The organism is Actinophytocola gossypii (assembly GCF_025165815.1).
Lineage (GTDB): Bacteria > Actinomycetota > Actinomycetes > Mycobacteriales > Pseudonocardiaceae > Actinophytocola > Actinophytocola gossypii.
The window spans coordinates 174,237-188,921 of record NZ_JAFFZE010000023.1 but is presented as its reverse complement, the minus strand read 5'-3'; the positions used below and the strand labels follow the sequence as shown (position 1 = coordinate 188,921).

Annotated in this window: 16 protein-coding genes and 1 tRNA gene; 11 read left to right on the top strand and 6 right to left on the bottom strand. The window is 70.1% G+C overall.

Annotated features, from left to right (window positions below; translation table 11 throughout):
* The first annotated feature begins 77 nt into the window (after positions 1 to 77).
* From JT362_RS29120 to ccsB, 5 genes are all read left to right on the top strand, one after another.
* Positions 78 to 449, top strand: coding sequence for a BlaI/MecI/CopY family transcriptional regulator (locus JT362_RS29120; RefSeq protein WP_260195040.1), 372 nt, complete (start codon positions 78 to 80; stop codon positions 447 to 449).
* Positions 446 to 1,342: a M56 family metallopeptidase gene (locus JT362_RS29115; RefSeq protein WP_260195039.1), complete on the top strand. Its 897-nt coding sequence runs from the start codon at positions 446 to 448 to the stop codon at positions 1,340 to 1,342. Before JT362_RS29120 ends, JT362_RS29115 begins: the two co-directional genes overlap by 4 nt.
* An 86-nt stretch (positions 1,343 to 1,428) precedes the next feature.
* Positions 1,429 to 2,343 (top strand): ABC transporter ATP-binding protein, encoded by a 915-nt coding sequence (locus JT362_RS29110; protein WP_260195038.1) that lies wholly within the window; start codon positions 1,429 to 1,431, stop codon positions 2,341 to 2,343.
* Positions 2,333 to 3,091 (top strand): ABC transporter permease, encoded by a 759-nt coding sequence (locus JT362_RS29105; protein ID WP_260195037.1) that lies wholly within the window; start codon positions 2,333 to 2,335, stop codon positions 3,089 to 3,091. Before JT362_RS29110 ends, JT362_RS29105 begins: the two co-directional genes overlap by 11 nt.
* A 63-nt stretch (positions 3,092 to 3,154) precedes the next feature.
* Positions 3,155 to 4,174: a c-type cytochrome biogenesis protein CcsB gene (gene ccsB / locus JT362_RS29100; protein ID WP_260195036.1), complete on the top strand. Its 1,020-nt coding sequence runs from the start codon at positions 3,155 to 3,157 to the stop codon at positions 4,172 to 4,174.
* On the opposite strand, the gene JT362_RS29095 is transcribed toward ccsB, so the two are convergent.
* From JT362_RS29095 to JT362_RS29080, 4 genes are read right to left on the bottom strand one after another with little or no spacing between them, the layout of a single operon-like run.
* On the bottom strand, positions 4,159 to 4,572 hold the full coding sequence (locus JT362_RS29095; RefSeq protein WP_260195035.1) for a hypothetical protein: 414 nt from the start codon (positions 4,570 to 4,572) through the stop codon (positions 4,159 to 4,161). The genes ccsB and JT362_RS29095 overlap by 16 nt on opposite strands.
* On the bottom strand, positions 4,565 to 4,945 hold the full coding sequence (locus JT362_RS29090; RefSeq protein ID WP_260195034.1) for a hypothetical protein: 381 nt from the start codon (positions 4,943 to 4,945) through the stop codon (positions 4,565 to 4,567). Before JT362_RS29090 ends, JT362_RS29095 begins: the two co-directional genes overlap by 8 nt.
* A gap of 37 nt (positions 4,946 to 4,982) precedes the next feature.
* Positions 4,983 to 5,807: a sensor histidine kinase gene (locus tag JT362_RS29085; RefSeq protein ID WP_260195033.1), complete on the bottom strand. Its 825-nt coding sequence runs from the start codon at positions 5,805 to 5,807 to the stop codon at positions 4,983 to 4,985.
* Complete coding sequence (locus JT362_RS29080; protein ID WP_260195032.1) at positions 5,804 to 6,493, bottom strand: response regulator transcription factor; 690 nt, start codon at positions 6,491 to 6,493, stop codon at positions 5,804 to 5,806. Before JT362_RS29080 ends, JT362_RS29085 begins: the two co-directional genes overlap by 4 nt.
* 166 nt (positions 6,494 to 6,659) lie before the next feature.
* Between JT362_RS29080 and JT362_RS29075 the strand changes: the two genes are divergently transcribed.
* On the top strand, positions 6,660 to 8,264 hold the full coding sequence (locus JT362_RS29075) for an FAD-binding oxidoreductase (RefSeq protein ID WP_260195031.1): 1,605 nt from the start codon (positions 6,660 to 6,662) through the stop codon (positions 8,262 to 8,264).
* Between the two features lie 20 nt (positions 8,265 to 8,284).
* Here JT362_RS29075 and JT362_RS29070 read toward each other — a convergent pair whose 3' ends face one another.
* A complete protein-coding gene (locus tag JT362_RS29070) occupies positions 8,285 to 8,869 on the bottom strand; it encodes a CGNR zinc finger domain-containing protein (RefSeq protein WP_260195030.1) in 585 nt (194 codons plus the stop codon).
* A gap of 99 nt (positions 8,870 to 8,968) precedes the next feature.
* Between JT362_RS29070 and JT362_RS29065 the strand changes: the two genes are divergently transcribed.
* Positions 8,969 to 10,084 carry an MFS transporter gene (locus JT362_RS29065; protein WP_260195029.1) on the top strand — a complete coding sequence of 372 codons (1,116 nt, stop codon included), beginning with the start codon at positions 8,969 to 8,971 and terminating at the stop codon, positions 10,082 to 10,084.
* A 44-nt stretch (positions 10,085 to 10,128) separates the two neighbouring features.
* Here the strand turns inward: JT362_RS29065 and JT362_RS29060 are convergent.
* A tRNA-Leu gene (locus tag JT362_RS29060) sits at positions 10,129 to 10,202 on the bottom strand.
* Between the two features lie 185 nt (positions 10,203 to 10,387).
* On the opposite strand from JT362_RS29060, the gene JT362_RS29055 reads away from it, so the two are divergent.
* The 4 genes from JT362_RS29055 (at position 10,388) to JT362_RS29040 (ending at position 14,659) form a co-directional block, all read left to right on the top strand.
* Positions 10,388 to 10,996: an ANTAR domain-containing response regulator gene (locus JT362_RS29055; protein ID WP_260195028.1), complete on the top strand. Its 609-nt coding sequence runs from the start codon at positions 10,388 to 10,390 to the stop codon at positions 10,994 to 10,996.
* A gap of 257 nt (positions 10,997 to 11,253) precedes the next feature.
* Positions 11,254 to 12,444, top strand: coding sequence for a branched-chain amino acid ABC transporter substrate-binding protein (locus JT362_RS29050; protein ID WP_260195027.1), 1,191 nt, complete (start codon positions 11,254 to 11,256; stop codon positions 12,442 to 12,444).
* A 107-nt stretch (positions 12,445 to 12,551) separates the two neighbouring features.
* Positions 12,552 to 13,514 (top strand): branched-chain amino acid ABC transporter permease, encoded by a 963-nt coding sequence (locus JT362_RS29045; protein ID WP_260195026.1) that lies wholly within the window; start codon positions 12,552 to 12,554, stop codon positions 13,512 to 13,514.
* A complete protein-coding gene (locus JT362_RS29040; RefSeq protein ID WP_260195025.1) occupies positions 13,511 to 14,659 on the top strand; it encodes a branched-chain amino acid ABC transporter permease in 1,149 nt (382 codons plus the stop codon). Before JT362_RS29045 ends, JT362_RS29040 begins: the two co-directional genes overlap by 4 nt.
* Positions 14,660 to 14,685: the final 26 nt, after the last annotated feature.

The window sequence follows — 14,685 nt, the reverse complement described above, 5'->3', positions numbered from 1 at the left end:
CGCGTGGTCGAGGCCACGCGCCCCACCTGGCGTTACCATCGGCGACGTCAGCGGCGGGGAGGACCACGGTGGGCAGGATGGGCGAGCTGGAGCGAGCGGTCATGGAGGTGCTCTGGGACCGCGGCGAGCCCTGCGTCGTGCGTGATGTCGTGAGCGTGCTCGCCGAACGGAACCTGGCGTACACCACGGTGATGACCGTGCTCGACCGGCTGACGAAGAAGGGCCTGGTGCGCCGGCAGCTCGACGGCCGCGCGTGGCGGTACGAGCCGGTCAACACCCGCGCGGACTACGTCGCGCGGTTGATGCTCGACGCGCTCGACCTCACCGGGGACCGGCCCGCCGCGCTGACCCGGTTCGCCCAGTCGGTGAGCTCGCCGGAGGTCGAGGTGCTGAGCGAGGCCCTGGAACGCGCCGTGCGCCACCGCACCGACGACCAGGGCCGTTCGTGAACGCGACCCTGCACCTGCTGGTGACCCTCGTGCTGTGCACCGTGGTGGTGCGGCCACTCGCGCGGGCGCGGTGGGTGTGGCGCTCCCCGCGGACCGGGATCCTGCTCTGGCAGATGCTCATGCTCACCTGGGTGCTCTGCGCGGTCGGTGTCGCGGTCGCCATCGGCCTGTCGCCGTACGGACGGGACATTCCGACCGCCCTGAGCAGCTGGCTCGGCGGTGCTCCGCGCCCGGCCGGCTTCACCGCGTTGCACGTGGTCGTGTTGGTCACCGGATTCGCCATGGCCGCCGGGCTGGTCGCCGCGCTCGCGTGGTCCTGGATCCGGGTTGTCCGCATCCGACGCCGGCACCGCGACATCCTGGCCCTGGTGGCGCGCGAGGACGAGGAGCTGCCCGGGGTGCTGATCCTCGACCATCCGCTGACCGTGGCCTACTGCCTGCCCGGGCTGCGGGCACAGGTCGTGGTGAGTTCGGGCGCGCTGGCCGCGCTGTCCCCGGCGGAGGTCGCGGCGGTGCTGGCCCACGAGCAGACGCACGCGCGGGAGCGGCACGACCTGGTGCTGCTGCCGTTCGCCGCGCTGCGCCGGCTGCTGCCGAGGATCCGCCTGGTCGGCGTGATGGCCGAGGCCGTGGCGCTGCTGGTGGAGATGCGTGCCGACGAGTGCGCCTGCCGGGACCAGAGCCCCGGACTGCTGGCCACGGCGCTGCGGCGGGTGAGCCAGAGCGCGGTCGTCCCGCCCCCGGGGGCCATCGGCATCACCGACGGGGCCGTGGCGGCGCGGTTGGCCCGGATCGACCGGGCCTCGTCGCCACTGCCGCTGCTGGCGCGGCTGCTGCTGCTGCTGGGCGGCGTCGTGCTGGTGTCGACACCGCTGAGCTTCCTCGTCGTCTGACGGCACGGCCCGAGCCGGCTTGACACGTCCGAAAGCCGTCCGATCTACTACGGTTCGTAGTCCTACAACTCGTAGTAGAAGGATCGATGGGCGAGATGAACGCCGTCGAGGTGGCCGACCTCGTTGTGCGGTACGGCCAACGGACCGCGGTCGACGGCGTGTCCTTCGAGGTGGCGTCCGGCAGCGTGCTCGCGCTGCTCGGCCCCAACGGGGCGGGCAAGACCTCCACGGTCGAGGTGTGTGCGGGGTTCCGGCCGCCGTCGGCTGGGCGGGTGTACGTCCTGGGCCGCGATCCGTGGTTCGACCACGACGTGGTGATCCCGCACGTCGGCGTGATGCCGCAGTCCGGAGGTGTGTACCCGGCGGTCCGTGCGGGGGCGATGCTGTCGCTGCTGGCGTCGTTCGCCGCCGATCCGCTCGACGTCGACGAACTCGGTGCCCGTCTCGGCCTCGACCCGCGTGCCCGCTACCGCACGATGTCCGGGGGCGAGAAGCAGCGGCTGCACCTCGCGATGGCGCTCGTCGGCCGCCCGGCCGTGGCGTTCCTCGACGAGCCGACCGCCGGGATGGACGTAGGCGCCCGCCACACCACCTGGGACCTGATCGACCAGCTCCGCACCAGTGGCGTGGCCGTCCTGCTCACCACCCACCTGCTCGACGAGGCCGAACGCCTCGCGGACGAGGTGGTGATCATGCGGCACGGCCAGGTCGCCGTCGCCGGACCGCCCGCCGCGTTGACCTCCGCCGCCGGCATCGACCGCGTGCTCGTCCGGGCCGGGGCCGGCCTGCCGGTCGCCGACCTCGGCCTGCCGGACGTCACCGTGCGCGAGCTGGCGCCGGGCGAGTACGAGATCGCGGGCGTGGATCAGGACGATCTCGGCGGCGTGCTGAACGCCGCCGTGTCGTGGAGTCACCGGCACGGCGCGGTGCTCACCGACGTGCGCACCGTCCGGCCCAGCCTCGAGGACGTGTTCCTGGCGGTGACCTCCCGTGACGCTTGACCTGAGTCCCGGCCGTGGCCGCCTGCCGCTGCCGGTGATCATCGCCAGGCAGACCGCGATGGAGCTGCGACTGGCCGTCAGCCGCGTCGACGCGGTGGTGGTCATGGTCGTGCCGTCCGTGCTCGCGTTGCTCGGTGTCGGGCTCACCGACGTGATCCGCCTGCCCACCGACGACCGCCTCGGCTTCGCGGTCCCCGGGGCCATCGCGCTCGCGGTGATGGCGACGGCGTTCGTCGGGCTCGCGACCGCGACCGGCTGGGAACGTGCGCAGGGGGTGCTCAAGCGGCTCGGGGCGTCGCCGTTGCCGTCCTGGGGACTGCTGCTGGCCAAGATCGGCGCGGTCGTCGTGCTCATCGAGGTGCAGGTCGTCCTGCTCGTGGGCGCGGGGATGCTGTTCGGCTGGCGTCCGCACGCGGGCGGCGTCCTCGGCGCCCTCGGTCTCGTCGCGCTGGCGACCGCCGCGTTCGCCGGGGTTGCGCTGACCATGGCCGGGCGCCTGCGACCCGACACCACCGCCGGCGCGGCCCAGCTGATCCACCTGCTGATGATCGTGTTCGGTCACGTCGTGTTCCCACTGCCGGCGGGGCTCGTCCAGGCCACGCAACTGCTGCCGGTGACCGCGCTGGCCGAAGGGCTGCGGTCCACCCTCACCGCGGGTGCCGGCGTACCCGCTGGTTACTGGAGTCTGCTCGGCCTGTGGACGGTTCTCGGCGTCGTGTCCGTCGTGCTGTGGTTCCGCTGGGAGTGACCGCGGCACTTTCCTACGTGACGTAGTACTACTATTCGTCGAAGCCCGATCCGAGGAGTGGTGATGCCCGACCCAACCGGACTGGCCGTGCTGAGCGACTGGCTGTTCACGAGTGCTGTCGGTGTCTACATGCTGGCCTCTCTGTTCGGCGCGTTCGAGTACGTGCTCGCCCGTTACCGACCGCGGCGAGCCGAGGCGCGGCCGGAGCCGGTCGCCGTCGGTGCCGGTGCTGGGGGTGTGGCACCGACAGCCAGGGTGGACGGGTCCTCGGAGCGGCCGCCGGTCCGGCCCGTCGCCCTGCCCCCGCGGCTGGGCCGGATGGGGGTTGCGCTCACCGTTCTCGGTGCGGTGCTGCACCTGTCGTCGGTGGTGCTGCGCGGAATCGCGACCGAACGGGTGCCGTGGGCGAACATGTACGAGTACATCTCCGCGGTCGGTCTGGTCGCGGTCGGCACGTGGTTGTACGTGCTGCGCCGGCACCCGGTCCGCCGGGTCGCGGTGTTCGTGCTGCTCCCGATCTCGCTGCTGCTGTTCCTCGCCGGCAACCTGCTCTACGCCGAGGCCGCCGCGGTGCAGCCCGCCCTGCGGTCGTACTGGATCGTCATCCACGTGGCGGCGGCGATCATGGCGAGCGGCGTCTTCCTGGTGTCCGGCGTGACCAGCGCGCTGCACCTGGTCAGCACGGGCCGGCTCGCTGACCTCACGGACTCGACGGACTCGGCGGAGCCCGCGAAGGCCACCCGCGCCAGGCCGGTCGCCGACCGGCTGCCACCGCCGGAGTTCCTCGACCGGCTGGCCTACCGCAGCGGCGTGTTCGGCTTCCTCACGATCACGGTCGCGATCGTCACCGGGGCGATCTGGGCCGAGGCGGCGTGGGGCCGCTACTGGGACTGGGATCCCAAGGAGACGGCCGCGTTCGTCACCTGGGTCTGCTATGCCGCGTACCTGCACGCCCGCGCGACCTCCGGCTGGCGGGCACGGCGGGCGGCCTGGCTCAACATCATCGGCCTGGTGGTCGTGCTGTTCAACCTGTTCTTCATCAACCTGGTGATCGCCGGCCTGCACTCCTATGCGGGGGTGTGAGCGGTGGTGCGCAGCCACCACAGGCCGAGCAGCGGAAGCACCACGGGCACGAACAGGTAACCGGCGCCGAAGTCCGACCACACGGTGGCGTCGGGGAACGCCCGCGGTGCGACCAGACTGGCGGTCCCCACGACCAGCACCCCGACCAGCTCGACCGACACCGCCGCCAAGGCCACCCGCCTCGACGCGCGGCTCCCCATGGCCAGACAAGCGGTCGCGAGCACGTACACCACCGCGGCGAACGCCGACAACACGTACGCCAGCGGAGCCTCCTCGAACCGCGTGCCGAGCTGCACCGCCGACCGCGAACTCGCGGCGATGGCGAACACCGCGTAGACCGCGATCAGCAGCCGACCGGGCCCGGACCGGGTGCGTCGAGCCAGCGTCGCCTCAGACATGCGCTTCCCAGACCTGGCGGAGCCGAACGATCAGCACCGGGACGGTGAGACAGCCGATGACGAGCACACCCGGCCCCCAGCGGGTGCGCTCGGCCAACGACCAGAACGCGGCCAGCGGAAGGATCAGCACCGGCCCGACCAGGTACCCGAGGAACGAGAAGGTGTCCACCTCCCGGTCCGTGCCGATGAGTTCGACCACCCCGACGACCGCCTGTGCGAGCAACCCGAGCTCGAGCAGGGCCACCACTCCCAGCAGCCCGAGCCCGTGCCACCGGTCGATCAGCAGCGGCCGCCCGACGACCACCAGAACGACCCCCCACAGCGCGGCCCCCAACGCGACGAACGTCAGCGTCGTCGCCAGCCCGTCGATCATCGTCGAACCTCCCGCTTACTACGACCTGTAGTAGACACTATGGGGTGGGCCGTGCGGTCGGGTCGGAGGGGTCCGGGGAGTCGACGGGGAAGGTGACCCGGACGGTCGTGCCCTTCCCGGGCGTCGAGGTGACGCCGACCGTGCCGCCGTGCGCGGTCACGATCGCCTCGACGATGGCCAGGCCGAGACCCGACGAGCCGCCGCCGTCGCGGCTGCGGCTGGGGTCGGCGCGGTAGAAGCGCTCGAAGACGTGCGGCAGGTGCTCCGGTGCGATCCCGGCACCCTCGTCGCGCACCTCGACCACCACGTGCCCGTCCGCCGAGCCCACGGTGACCGTGACCAGTGTGCCGGCCCGGGTGTGCTGCACCGCGTTGCCGACGAGGTTGCGCAGTACCTGCTGGATGCGCGGGCCGTCCCCCTCGACGACCGCGTCCGCCGGCCCGCGCAGGGTGATGGCTCGGTCGGCGCTGACGATCCCGGCGTCGTCCACCACCTCGCCGGCCAGTGCCACCACGTCCACCGACTCGCGGTTGAGCGGGCGGGCCGCGTCGAGGTCGGCCAGCAGCGCCAGTTCGTCGACCAGCAGCCGCATCCGGCCCACCTCGGCCTGCATCCGTTCCATGGCGTGCGCGAGTTCGTCGGGGTCGCGCAGGCCGCCCTGGACGTACAGGTCGATCCAGCCGTGCAGGGTCGCGAGCGGTGTGCGCAGTTCGTGACTGGCGTCGGCGACGAAGCTGCGCAGCCGGTCCTGGGCCCGCCGCTGGGCGTCGAACGCCTTCTGGACCTTGGCGGTGAGCACGGCGACCTCCGGGCCGGCGAGCAGCGCGACGAGGGCGGGCCGCAACCGGAAGAGCCGCTTCATCGCGACAGCGGCCGCAGGTTGTACCCGAACCCCCGTACGGTGCGGATCAGCGACGGCCCACCGAAGTCGATCTTGCGGCGCAGGTTGGAGACGAACCGCTCCACCACGCCCGCGTCGCCGCCGAAGTCGTACTGCCAGACGTGCTCGAGGATCTGTGCCTTGGAGACCACTCGCCCGGTGTTGGCCAGCAGGTAGCGCAGCAGCCGGAACTCGGTGGGGGACAGCTCGACCGGACGTCCGCCCCGGGTCACCACGTGCCCGACCTCGTCCAGCTCCAGGTCGTCGCAGCGCAGCACGCCCTCCGGCACCGCGGGCGGTACGCGGCGGGCGCGTCGCAGCAGCGCCGCAAGCCGCGCGGCGACCTCCGCGACGTCGAACGGCTTGGTGAGGTAGTCGTCGCCGCCGAGGCGCAGCCCGCGCACCCGGTCGTCCAGCTCGTCGCGGGCGGTCAGGAACATCACCGGCACGTCGACATCCCGCGAGCGCAGCAGGTGCAGCAGGTCGAACCCGTTCGTGCCGGGCAACATCACGTCCAGCACGATCGCGTCCGGCGCGTGCGCCTCGATCGCGGCCAGAGCGGCCGGCACGTCCCCGACCGCCTCGACCCCGAACCCCGCGAACCGCAGCGCGGACAACAGCAGCTCCCGCAGACCGGGGTCGTCGTCCACCACGAGAATGTTGTCCATTTCCTCATCACACCACGCTGCCGGGGCCCCGATCCTGACGACCCGGCGTCGGCGACCTGACGGTTCGCTGAGGGGTGCCTGACAGTTGATTCCCGAGGGTGGTCTCACCGGACCGTCGGGCCATAACGTTTTTCCCGAAACACCAACACACAGTTTGGGAAAAGAAATGTCTGGTCCTACCCGTCGTGGATTTCTTGCCGGCACCGCGGCATTGGGAGGTGCGGCACTGCTCGGAAACGCGGAGGCGCCGTCACCGAAGAGCGTGCCCGGTCCGGTCGCGATCACGCCGAACGACGCACGCTACGAAGACCTCGTGTTGCGCCGGACGAGTGAGCGGTTCTTCCCGCGTCCCGATTCCTTCCGGCTGCCCACCACGACCGAGCAGGTCGTGCGGACGGTGAACGACGCCACGCGTGCCGGCAAGCGCGTCACCGTCCGAAGTGGCGGGCACTGTTACGAGAACTTCGTCGGCGACGGCGCGGAGGTGATCATCGACCTGTCCGCGATGCGGGAGGTCACGTTCGACCGGCGGCGCGACGCGTTCATGATCGAGCCAGGCGCGACCCTGTGGGAGGTGTTCGAACGCCTCTACCTCGGCTGGGGCGTCACGATCCCCGGCGGCCAGTGCGGCGGCGTGGCCGCGGGCGGCCACGTCCAGGGTGGCGGCTACGGCCCGCTGTCCAGAAGGTTCGGCTCGGTGGTGGACTACCTGCACGCCGTGGAAGTCGTTGTGGTGGACCGATCCGGGCGGGCGCGGGTAGTGGTCGCGACCCGCGAGCGGGGCGACGAGAACCGGGACCTGTGGTGGGCGCACACCGGGGGCGGCGGCGGGAACTTCGGTGTGGTCATCCGGTACTGGATGCGCACCGCCGGCGCCACCGGCAACGATCCCACCAGCCTGCTGCCGAAGCCCCCCGCCTCGACCCTCAGCGCAACGGTCGGATGGAGTTGGCGGGACGTCACCGAGCAGTCGTTCTACCGTCTGCTACGCAACTACGGCGAATGGCACGAGCGCAACAGCGGGGTTGACTCCCCATACGCCAGCCTCTTCAGTCCGATGCTGATCACTCGACGCGACACCGGTGCCGACCCCGGCGCGTTCGCCATGGTTCCCGCACTGGACGGAACCCTGCCCAACGCCGACCAGTTACTGCGCGACCACATCGCCGAGGTCACCGACGGAGTCCCCGGCACGATCACGATCGAGCCGCCCCACCGCCTGCCATGGCTGGCCGGGGTGCGGGCCGGCTCACTGAGCCAGGCCGACGAATCCGGAATGTTCAAAGCAAAAGCGGCCTATTTGCGGAAACGCTTCACCGACGAGCAGATCAAAACCGCCTACACCTACCTGACCAGCACGGACCACGACAACGAGCGTGCACTGTTGTTGTTGGTGTCCTACGGCGGCAAGGTCAACACCGTGGCATCGGACGCGACCGCCCTGCCCCAGCGGGACAGCATCATGAAAGCGATCTACACGGTCACCTGGACCGATCCGAACTCCGAACAGGCGAACCTGGACTGGATCAGGCGCTGGTACCGCGCGATGTACCAGGACACCGGCGGTGTACCGGTCCCGAACGACGTCAACGACGGTTCCTACATCAACTACCCGGACGTCGACATCACAGATCCGAAGTGGAACAAGTCCGGAGTCCCGTGGCACGCGCTGTACTACAAGGAGAACTACCGGAAGCTACAGCAGGTCAAGGCCCGCTGGGACCCGCGCGACGTGTTCCACCACGCCATGTCGATCAAGCCGTCGCGCTAGGTCGACCGGGCCCGATCCGGTCACCGCCGCGGTTGGCGCCGCCGTGCTCGGTGCTCGCGGTGCCGGACGTTCTTGACGCGGTTCTGGCAGTTGACGCCGCAGAAGCTGCGCGTGCCGTTCTTCGAACGGTCGACATAGACCCGGTCGCACTCCGGTGCGACGCAGACGCCGAGCCGCCCGACTCGCGCGCTGCCCAGAGCCATCGTGAGGGCGGCCGTGCACCCGGCGGCCCACCCGTCGCCGAGCCGGTCGGTGGGCCCGTGGAAGTGCATGTCCCAACTGTCACCGTGCTGATCCAGCCGGGGTGTCGGCCGGGTCCAGGACAGGAGCTCGTTGGTCGCGATGGCGGCCGAGCCGAGGTCGTCGTCAGCCGCGGCTTCGAATATCGGCCGAGCGTCCAGCGCGAAACGTGTGAGCACAGGGACGTCGCGCTCATCGACGACTGGCTGCCGACCGTCGCGCGCGAGGATGCGCCCCAGTTCGTCGCGCAGCTCCTGGCCCGACGGGACACGAGCCGGTCGGCCACCGGCATGCCCGCAGGTCTGGGCGTTGACAAGATCAGCCGCAACCCGCAGTAGATCCGCAACGTGGCTATCAAAACGCATTTGAGCAGTGTATCGGACGACCCTAGTCTGGGTATCGTGACCAACAAACGAGTCTTCGCCAGTCTCGCAGGATCCTACGGTCGAGGTCTTCCACCAACCGTGACGGTGCTGTTGGTCGCCCGGTTCGTCAACCGGATCGGCGCCTTCTCGATGCCGTTCCTAGCCGTGCTCCTCGTGCGGGACCACGGCGCGTCCGTGCAGGTGGCAGGCCTCGTCGTCGGCGCGTTCGGAGCGGCGACCATCCCGTCGCGGCTACTCGGCGGCCGCCTCGTCACGGTGGTCGGGTCGAAGGCGGCCGTGGTGATCGGCCTGTGCGGCACGGCGGGCGCGCAGGCAGTCATCGCCGCCGCGCCCACCCTCGCCGTAGCCCTGGCCGGCGCGGTACTGCTCGGCCTGTGCTTCGAGATCTACGAACCAGCGAGCCAGGGCCTGATCGCCGATGTCACGCCCGACCAGCATCTTCCGGCCGCGTACGGGTTGCTGGGCGCCGCACTGGCCGCGGCGGGCCTCGCCGCGGGCTTGATCGCCGCCGCGGTAGGGCGCGCCGGCCTCTCGTGGCTGTTCGCCATCGACGCGGCCACCGCTCTCGCGTGTGCGCTGCTGGTCGCCGTGGTCATGCCGGCGACCCCGCGCCACACCCGTGACCGGCCGACAGGGGTCCGCCCCTGGACGGACCCGCGACTCCTGGCACTCATGGCCACCGGCACCGTGTTCGCCACGGTGTACCTGGCCGTCCCGATGGCCATGCCGATCGCCCTCCTGGCCGCGGGCCACGAGCCCGCCGACGCGGGCCTCCTGGCGGCGCTGGGCGCCCTGGTGATCATCTGCGCCCAGCCACTCCTCCGACCACACCGCGACCCGGACCGAGCCATGATCGTCGGCTACCTCATCCTCGCGGGCGGCCTCGCGATCGCCGGGATGTTCCCGACCCTCGCCGGCTACGCGGTCGCCTCGACCGTCATCGCACTAGGCGACGTCCTCCTGCTCGGTTACGCCCACACGCTGGTGGCGCGCCTGGCGCCAGCAGGGGCAAAAGCCACCTACTTCTCGATCTACGGCATCACCTGGGGCGTCGCCCTGACCGTCGGGCCACCGCTCATGGGCTCCGCGCTCGCCCACGGCCCCCGCCCCTTCTGGCTCGTCGCGGCAGCCACCATGCTCGCCACCGCCATGGCACATCGACTCGCCGCCCAACGTATCCACACGGGTAGCTGACGGGCGCCGGGCGCGTCGGAGGTCTGGGGACCGCCCAGAGTGAGTGCCCCCGGTGCGATTCGAACGCACACTGGACGGGTTTTGAATCCGTTGCCTCTGCCGATTGGGCTACGGGGGCTGGTGGGGAACGACTCTACGGGATCACCCGCGCTGGTCCGACCGGGGGAGCATGAGCTGGGTCACGGTCTATGTTGCCAGTTCGTTACGTTGTGGTGATCGCTGTCTCGGAGAGCGGCGGGGCGGCGTGCGGCGCCGGTAGGCTGAAGGCCCAGCGTTGCCGAACCGACACCCAGGAGGACCCCGGTGACCGAGCAGGCTGCCGAGGCCCAGTCCGGCCCGGCCGTGCAGCGTAGTGTCCTCGTCGCCGAGGATGAGGCGCTGATTCGGCTCGACCTCGTCGAGATGCTCAAAGAAGAGGGGTATCACGTCGCGGGCGAGGCGGCCGACGGCGAGCAGGCCGTCGCCATGGCCACCGAGTTGCGGCCCGACCTTGTGATCCTCGACGTCAAGATGCCCAAGATGGACGGGATCGACGCGGCCGCGGCCATCGCGGAGGAGCGGATCGCTCCGGTCGTCATTCTGACCGCCTTCAGTCAGCGGGACCTCGTCGAGCGGGCTCGTGCGGCCGGGGCCATGGCCTACCTCGTCAAGCCCTTCGCCAAGCACGATCTCGTGCCGGCCATCGAGCTCGCCGTCTCCCGCTTCGCCGAGCTCCAGGCCCTCGAGACCGAGGTCGCCACGCTCACCGAGCGCATGGAGACCCGCAAGCTCGTCGAACGCGCCAAGGGCCTCCTGATGACCAAGCAGGGCCTCTCCGAGCCCGAGGCCTTCCGCTGGATCCAGCGCACCGCCATGGACCGGCGCGCCACGATGAAGGCCGTCGCCCAGGCCGTCGTGGAGAACATCAACTGACGCCCCTCCGTGTCCGGTAGCTCCCCATTCGTCCGGGGAGCGGACACGGGTGTGCAATTTCGTTGCAGTCTGGTCACGAGCGCCACGGGAGGGTGACTCCCGCTCCGATCGTTACTACGTTCCGCCACAGCCCGTGCCACCGAGCAGGGCTGAAACACCGGTGGTACCGCTGGTCGTGGCGCTCGCGGTGACGTCGGGTAGCCTTCCCGGCCAAGCTGAGCCGTGCGTGAGCCACGGCACTATGAAAGGACGAAACGTTGGGCCCGAAGATGGTTCGCCGCGCTGGCTTCCTCGCCGCCGGCATGGCGCTCACTCTCACTCTTTCGGCGTGTGCCGGCTCGGGGGACGACAGCTCCGGCGGTGGCGGCGGTGGCGACGCCACCTCGGTCAAGATCGGCTTCATGGGTGACCTGACCGGTGAGAACTCCGCGATCGTCATCCCCCCGCGCAACGGCGCGAAGATGGCGTTCGACGAGTACAACGCCACCAACCCGGACGTCAAGATCGAAATGGTCGAGTACGACAGCCAGGGCAAGCCGGAGCAGGCCGCCGTCCTGGTCCCGCAGGCCGCCGGCACCGACAAGATCGTCGGCCTCATCGGCCCGGCGTTCTCCGGTGAGTCCAAGGCGGTGGGCGCCCAGCTCAACGAGGCGGGCATCCCGAGCGTCTCGGCCTCGGCCACCAACCCCGGCCTCGCCGAGAACGGCTGGGAGTTCTGGCACCGCGTCGTCGCCAACGACAACGACCAGGGCCCCGGCATCGCCAACTTCCTGGTCAACGAGCTGAGCCCGAAGAAGGCCTTCGTGGTCAGCGACGACCAGGAGTACAGCGTCGGCCTCGCCGAGACCGTCACCACCGCCTTCAAGGAGGCCGGTGTCACCACCGAGACCGACCGGTTCGCCGTGACCGCGTCGGACTACTCGTCCACCGTCTCCAAGATCCGTACCAGTAACGCCGACGTCATCTTCTTCGGCGGCTACTACGCCCAGGCCGGGCCGCTGCTCAAGCAGCTCCGGGACGCCGGCGTGGACGCCCCGTTCGTCTCCGGTGACGGCTCGCTGGACGCGCAGCTGGTGTCCACCGCGGGCGCCGAGGCCGCGGAGGGCGCGATCCTCGGCTGCCCGTGCAACATCCCGAGCGAGGACGTCACCGGTCCGCTGAAGGAGTTCTACGACAACTACCAGAGCGCCTTCGACGTCCCGCCCGCGATCTACGCCACCGAGGGCTACGACGCCGCGACCGCGTTCATCAAGGCGGTCGAGGCCGGCAACACCACCTCCGCCGACATCAACGAGTTCCTCAAGACCGTCGACTTCGAGGGTGTCTCCAAGCCGATCAAGTTCCAGGAGAACGGCGAGCCGGAGGCCAACGACATCTTCATCTACCAGGTGAAGGACGGGAAGATCAGCCTCCTCGGCGCGTCCGACGAGGCGAAGCTCGAGAGCTGAACCGGTCCCACACGAGTTGACGCTGGGGGCGGGAACGCCGCGCGACGGCGCTCCCGCCCCTGTCCCTGTGGCGACCCTTCGCCCCGACAGCAAGGCAGCAATCCAGCATGCTCGACGATCTGAGTAATCAGTTCCTGCCCAGCACCGTGGGCGGGCTGGCGGCCGGCGCCATCTTCGCGCTGCTCGCGCTCGGCTACACGATGGTCTACGGCGTCCTGCGCCTGATCAACTTCGCGCACTCCGAAATCTTCATGATCGGCACGTTCGCCTCGCTGTTCGTGCTGACGACGATGGGTGTCACCGGCCCGCTGACCGGCTTCGCGCTGATCGGCATGCTCCTGTTGATGCTCGTGGTGTCCATGGCGGCGGCCGGCGGCGCGGCCGTCCTGCTCGAGCAGGTCGCCTACCGGCCGCTGCGCAAGAAGGGCGCCTCCCGCCTGGCCGCGCTGATCTCGGCGATCGGCGCCTCCCTGTTCCTCCAGGAGTTCTTCGCCCTGGTGGTCATCCCGGCCGTCTTCGACAAGGCGGGCCGCAACACCACGGGCGTGCCGCGGCTCGTCGACCGGGACGTGGTGTTCACCATCGGCAACGCCAACGTCCGCACCGACCACATCATCGTCATCGTGGCGGCGATCGCCATGATGGTCCTGCTCGACCAGATCGTGAACCGCTCCCGGATGGGCCGGGGAATCCGCGCCACCGCGCAGGACCCCGAGGCCGCCGTCCTGATGGGCGTCAACATCGACAACGTCGTGCGGATGACGTTCCTGCTCGGCGGCGCCATGGCCGGCGTAGCGGGCATGCTGTACGTGATGGAGTACGAGGTCACCCAGTACAACGAAGGGTTCGTACTGGGCATCAAGGCGTTCACCGCGGCCGTCCTCGGCGGCATCGGCAACATCAGAGGCGCCCTGCTCGGCGGGTTCGCGCTCGGCCTGATCGAGAACTGGGGCGCGATCTTCCTCGGATCCGAGTGGAAGGACGTCATCGCGTTCATCGTCCTGGTGGTCGTGCTGATGTTCCGGCCGACCGGGATTCTGGGCGAGTCCTTGCAGCGAGCACGGGCATGAGGGGCGACGACGTGACCAACAACGGCAACACCGCGGCCAAGAGCGGCAACCCCTTCAAACTCGCGGGCTCCCAGCTCGACCGGGTCCGCGACTGGTGGGCCAAGGCCCCCGGCTGGCAGCGCTGGATCGTCTACATCGGTCTGATCGTCGGCGCGCTCATCCTGCCGGCGCCCTGGATCGGCGCGTTCATGTCGCCGTACTCCGACTGGACCACGGTGCTGTTCTTCCCGATCGGCATCTACATCCTGATGGCGATCGGGCTCAACATCGTGGTCGGCCTAGCCGGCCTGCTCGACCTCGGCTACGTGGCGTTCTTCGCCATCGGCTCGTACTCGCTGGCCTACTTCGGCACCCAGTACGGGTGGAACTTCTGGGCCACCCTGTCGATCGGCATCGGGGTCACCGCCATCTCCGGCGTGATCCTCGGCGCCCCGACCCTGCGGCTGCGCGGCGACTACCTGGCGATCGTCACGCTCGGCTTCCACGAGATCGTCCGCATCACCGCGAACAACACCGACGAGATCGGCGGCGCCCGCGGCATCACGAACATCCCGCACCCGCCGGACATGTTCGGCACCGAGTTCCTGTTCGACCCGGCGCCGTACTACTACCTGATCCTCGCCACGATCGTGCTGGTGATCATCTTCTCCCGCCGGCTGGAGATCAGCCGGGTCGGCCGCTCGTGGGCGGCGATCCGGGAGGACGAGGACGCGGCCGAGCTGATGGGCGTGCCGACGTTCCGCTTCAAGCTGCTCGCCTTCGCCATCGGCGCCATGATCGGCGGCCTGGCCGGAGCGGTGTGGGCCAGCCAGGCCAACTTCATCGCGCCGACCAGCTTCCCGTTCATCCTGTCCGCGACGATCCTCGTGGCCGTGGTGCTCGGTGGCTCCGGCAACCTGCCCGGCGTCATGCTCGGCGCGTTCCTCATCGCCTGGCTGCCCGAGCGGTTCCGCGGCCTGGCCGAGTACCGGATCCTCTTCTTCGGCGCGGCACTGGTGCTGTTGATGGCGCTGCGACCGGAGGGTCTGCTGCCGTCGCGGCGACGGCGGGCGGAGCTCGCCGAGGGAACGGGTGGCATGGGTTCGATGGGTGCCGAGGTGGCCGGTCCCACCTCGGATCCCGACGTGGAGGTGTCGTCCAAGTGACCGAACCGAACCAGGCGCCCGCGCTG

Excerpts from the sequence above, each read along its gene's own strand:
- JT362_RS29045 (WP_260195026.1), top strand. The coding sequence starts at position 12,552 with ATGCTCGACGATCTGAGTAATCAGTTCCTGCCCAGCACCGTGGGCGGG.
- ccsB (WP_260195036.1), top strand. The coding sequence starts at position 3,155 with ATGCCCGACCCAACCGGACTGGCCGTGCTGAGCGACTGGCTGTTCACG.
- JT362_RS29095 (WP_260195035.1), bottom strand. The coding sequence starts at position 4,572 with ATGTCTGAGGCGACGCTGGCTCGACGCACCCGGTCCGGGCCCGGTCGG.
- JT362_RS29120 (WP_260195040.1), top strand. The coding sequence starts at position 78 with ATGGGCGAGCTGGAGCGAGCGGTCATGGAGGTGCTCTGGGACCGCGGC.
- JT362_RS29070 (WP_260195030.1), bottom strand. The coding sequence starts at position 8,869 with ATGCGTTTTGATAGCCACGTTGCGGATCTACTGCGGGTTGCGGCTGAT.
- JT362_RS29075 (WP_260195031.1), top strand. The coding sequence starts at position 6,660 with ATGTCTGGTCCTACCCGTCGTGGATTTCTTGCCGGCACCGCGGCATTG.
- JT362_RS29040 (WP_260195025.1), top strand. The coding sequence starts at position 13,511 with ATGAGGGGCGACGACGTGACCAACAACGGCAACACCGCGGCCAAGAGC.
- JT362_RS29080 (WP_260195032.1), bottom strand. The coding sequence starts at position 6,493 with ATGGACAACATTCTCGTGGTGGACGACGACCCCGGTCTGCGGGAGCTG.
- JT362_RS29110 (WP_260195038.1), top strand. The coding sequence starts at position 1,429 with ATGGGCGAGATGAACGCCGTCGAGGTGGCCGACCTCGTTGTGCGGTAC.
- JT362_RS29085 (WP_260195033.1), bottom strand. The coding sequence starts at position 5,807 with ATGAAGCGGCTCTTCCGGTTGCGGCCCGCCCTCGTCGCGCTGCTCGCC.
- JT362_RS29090 (WP_260195034.1), bottom strand. The coding sequence starts at position 4,945 with ATGATCGACGGGCTGGCGACGACGCTGACGTTCGTCGCGTTGGGGGCC.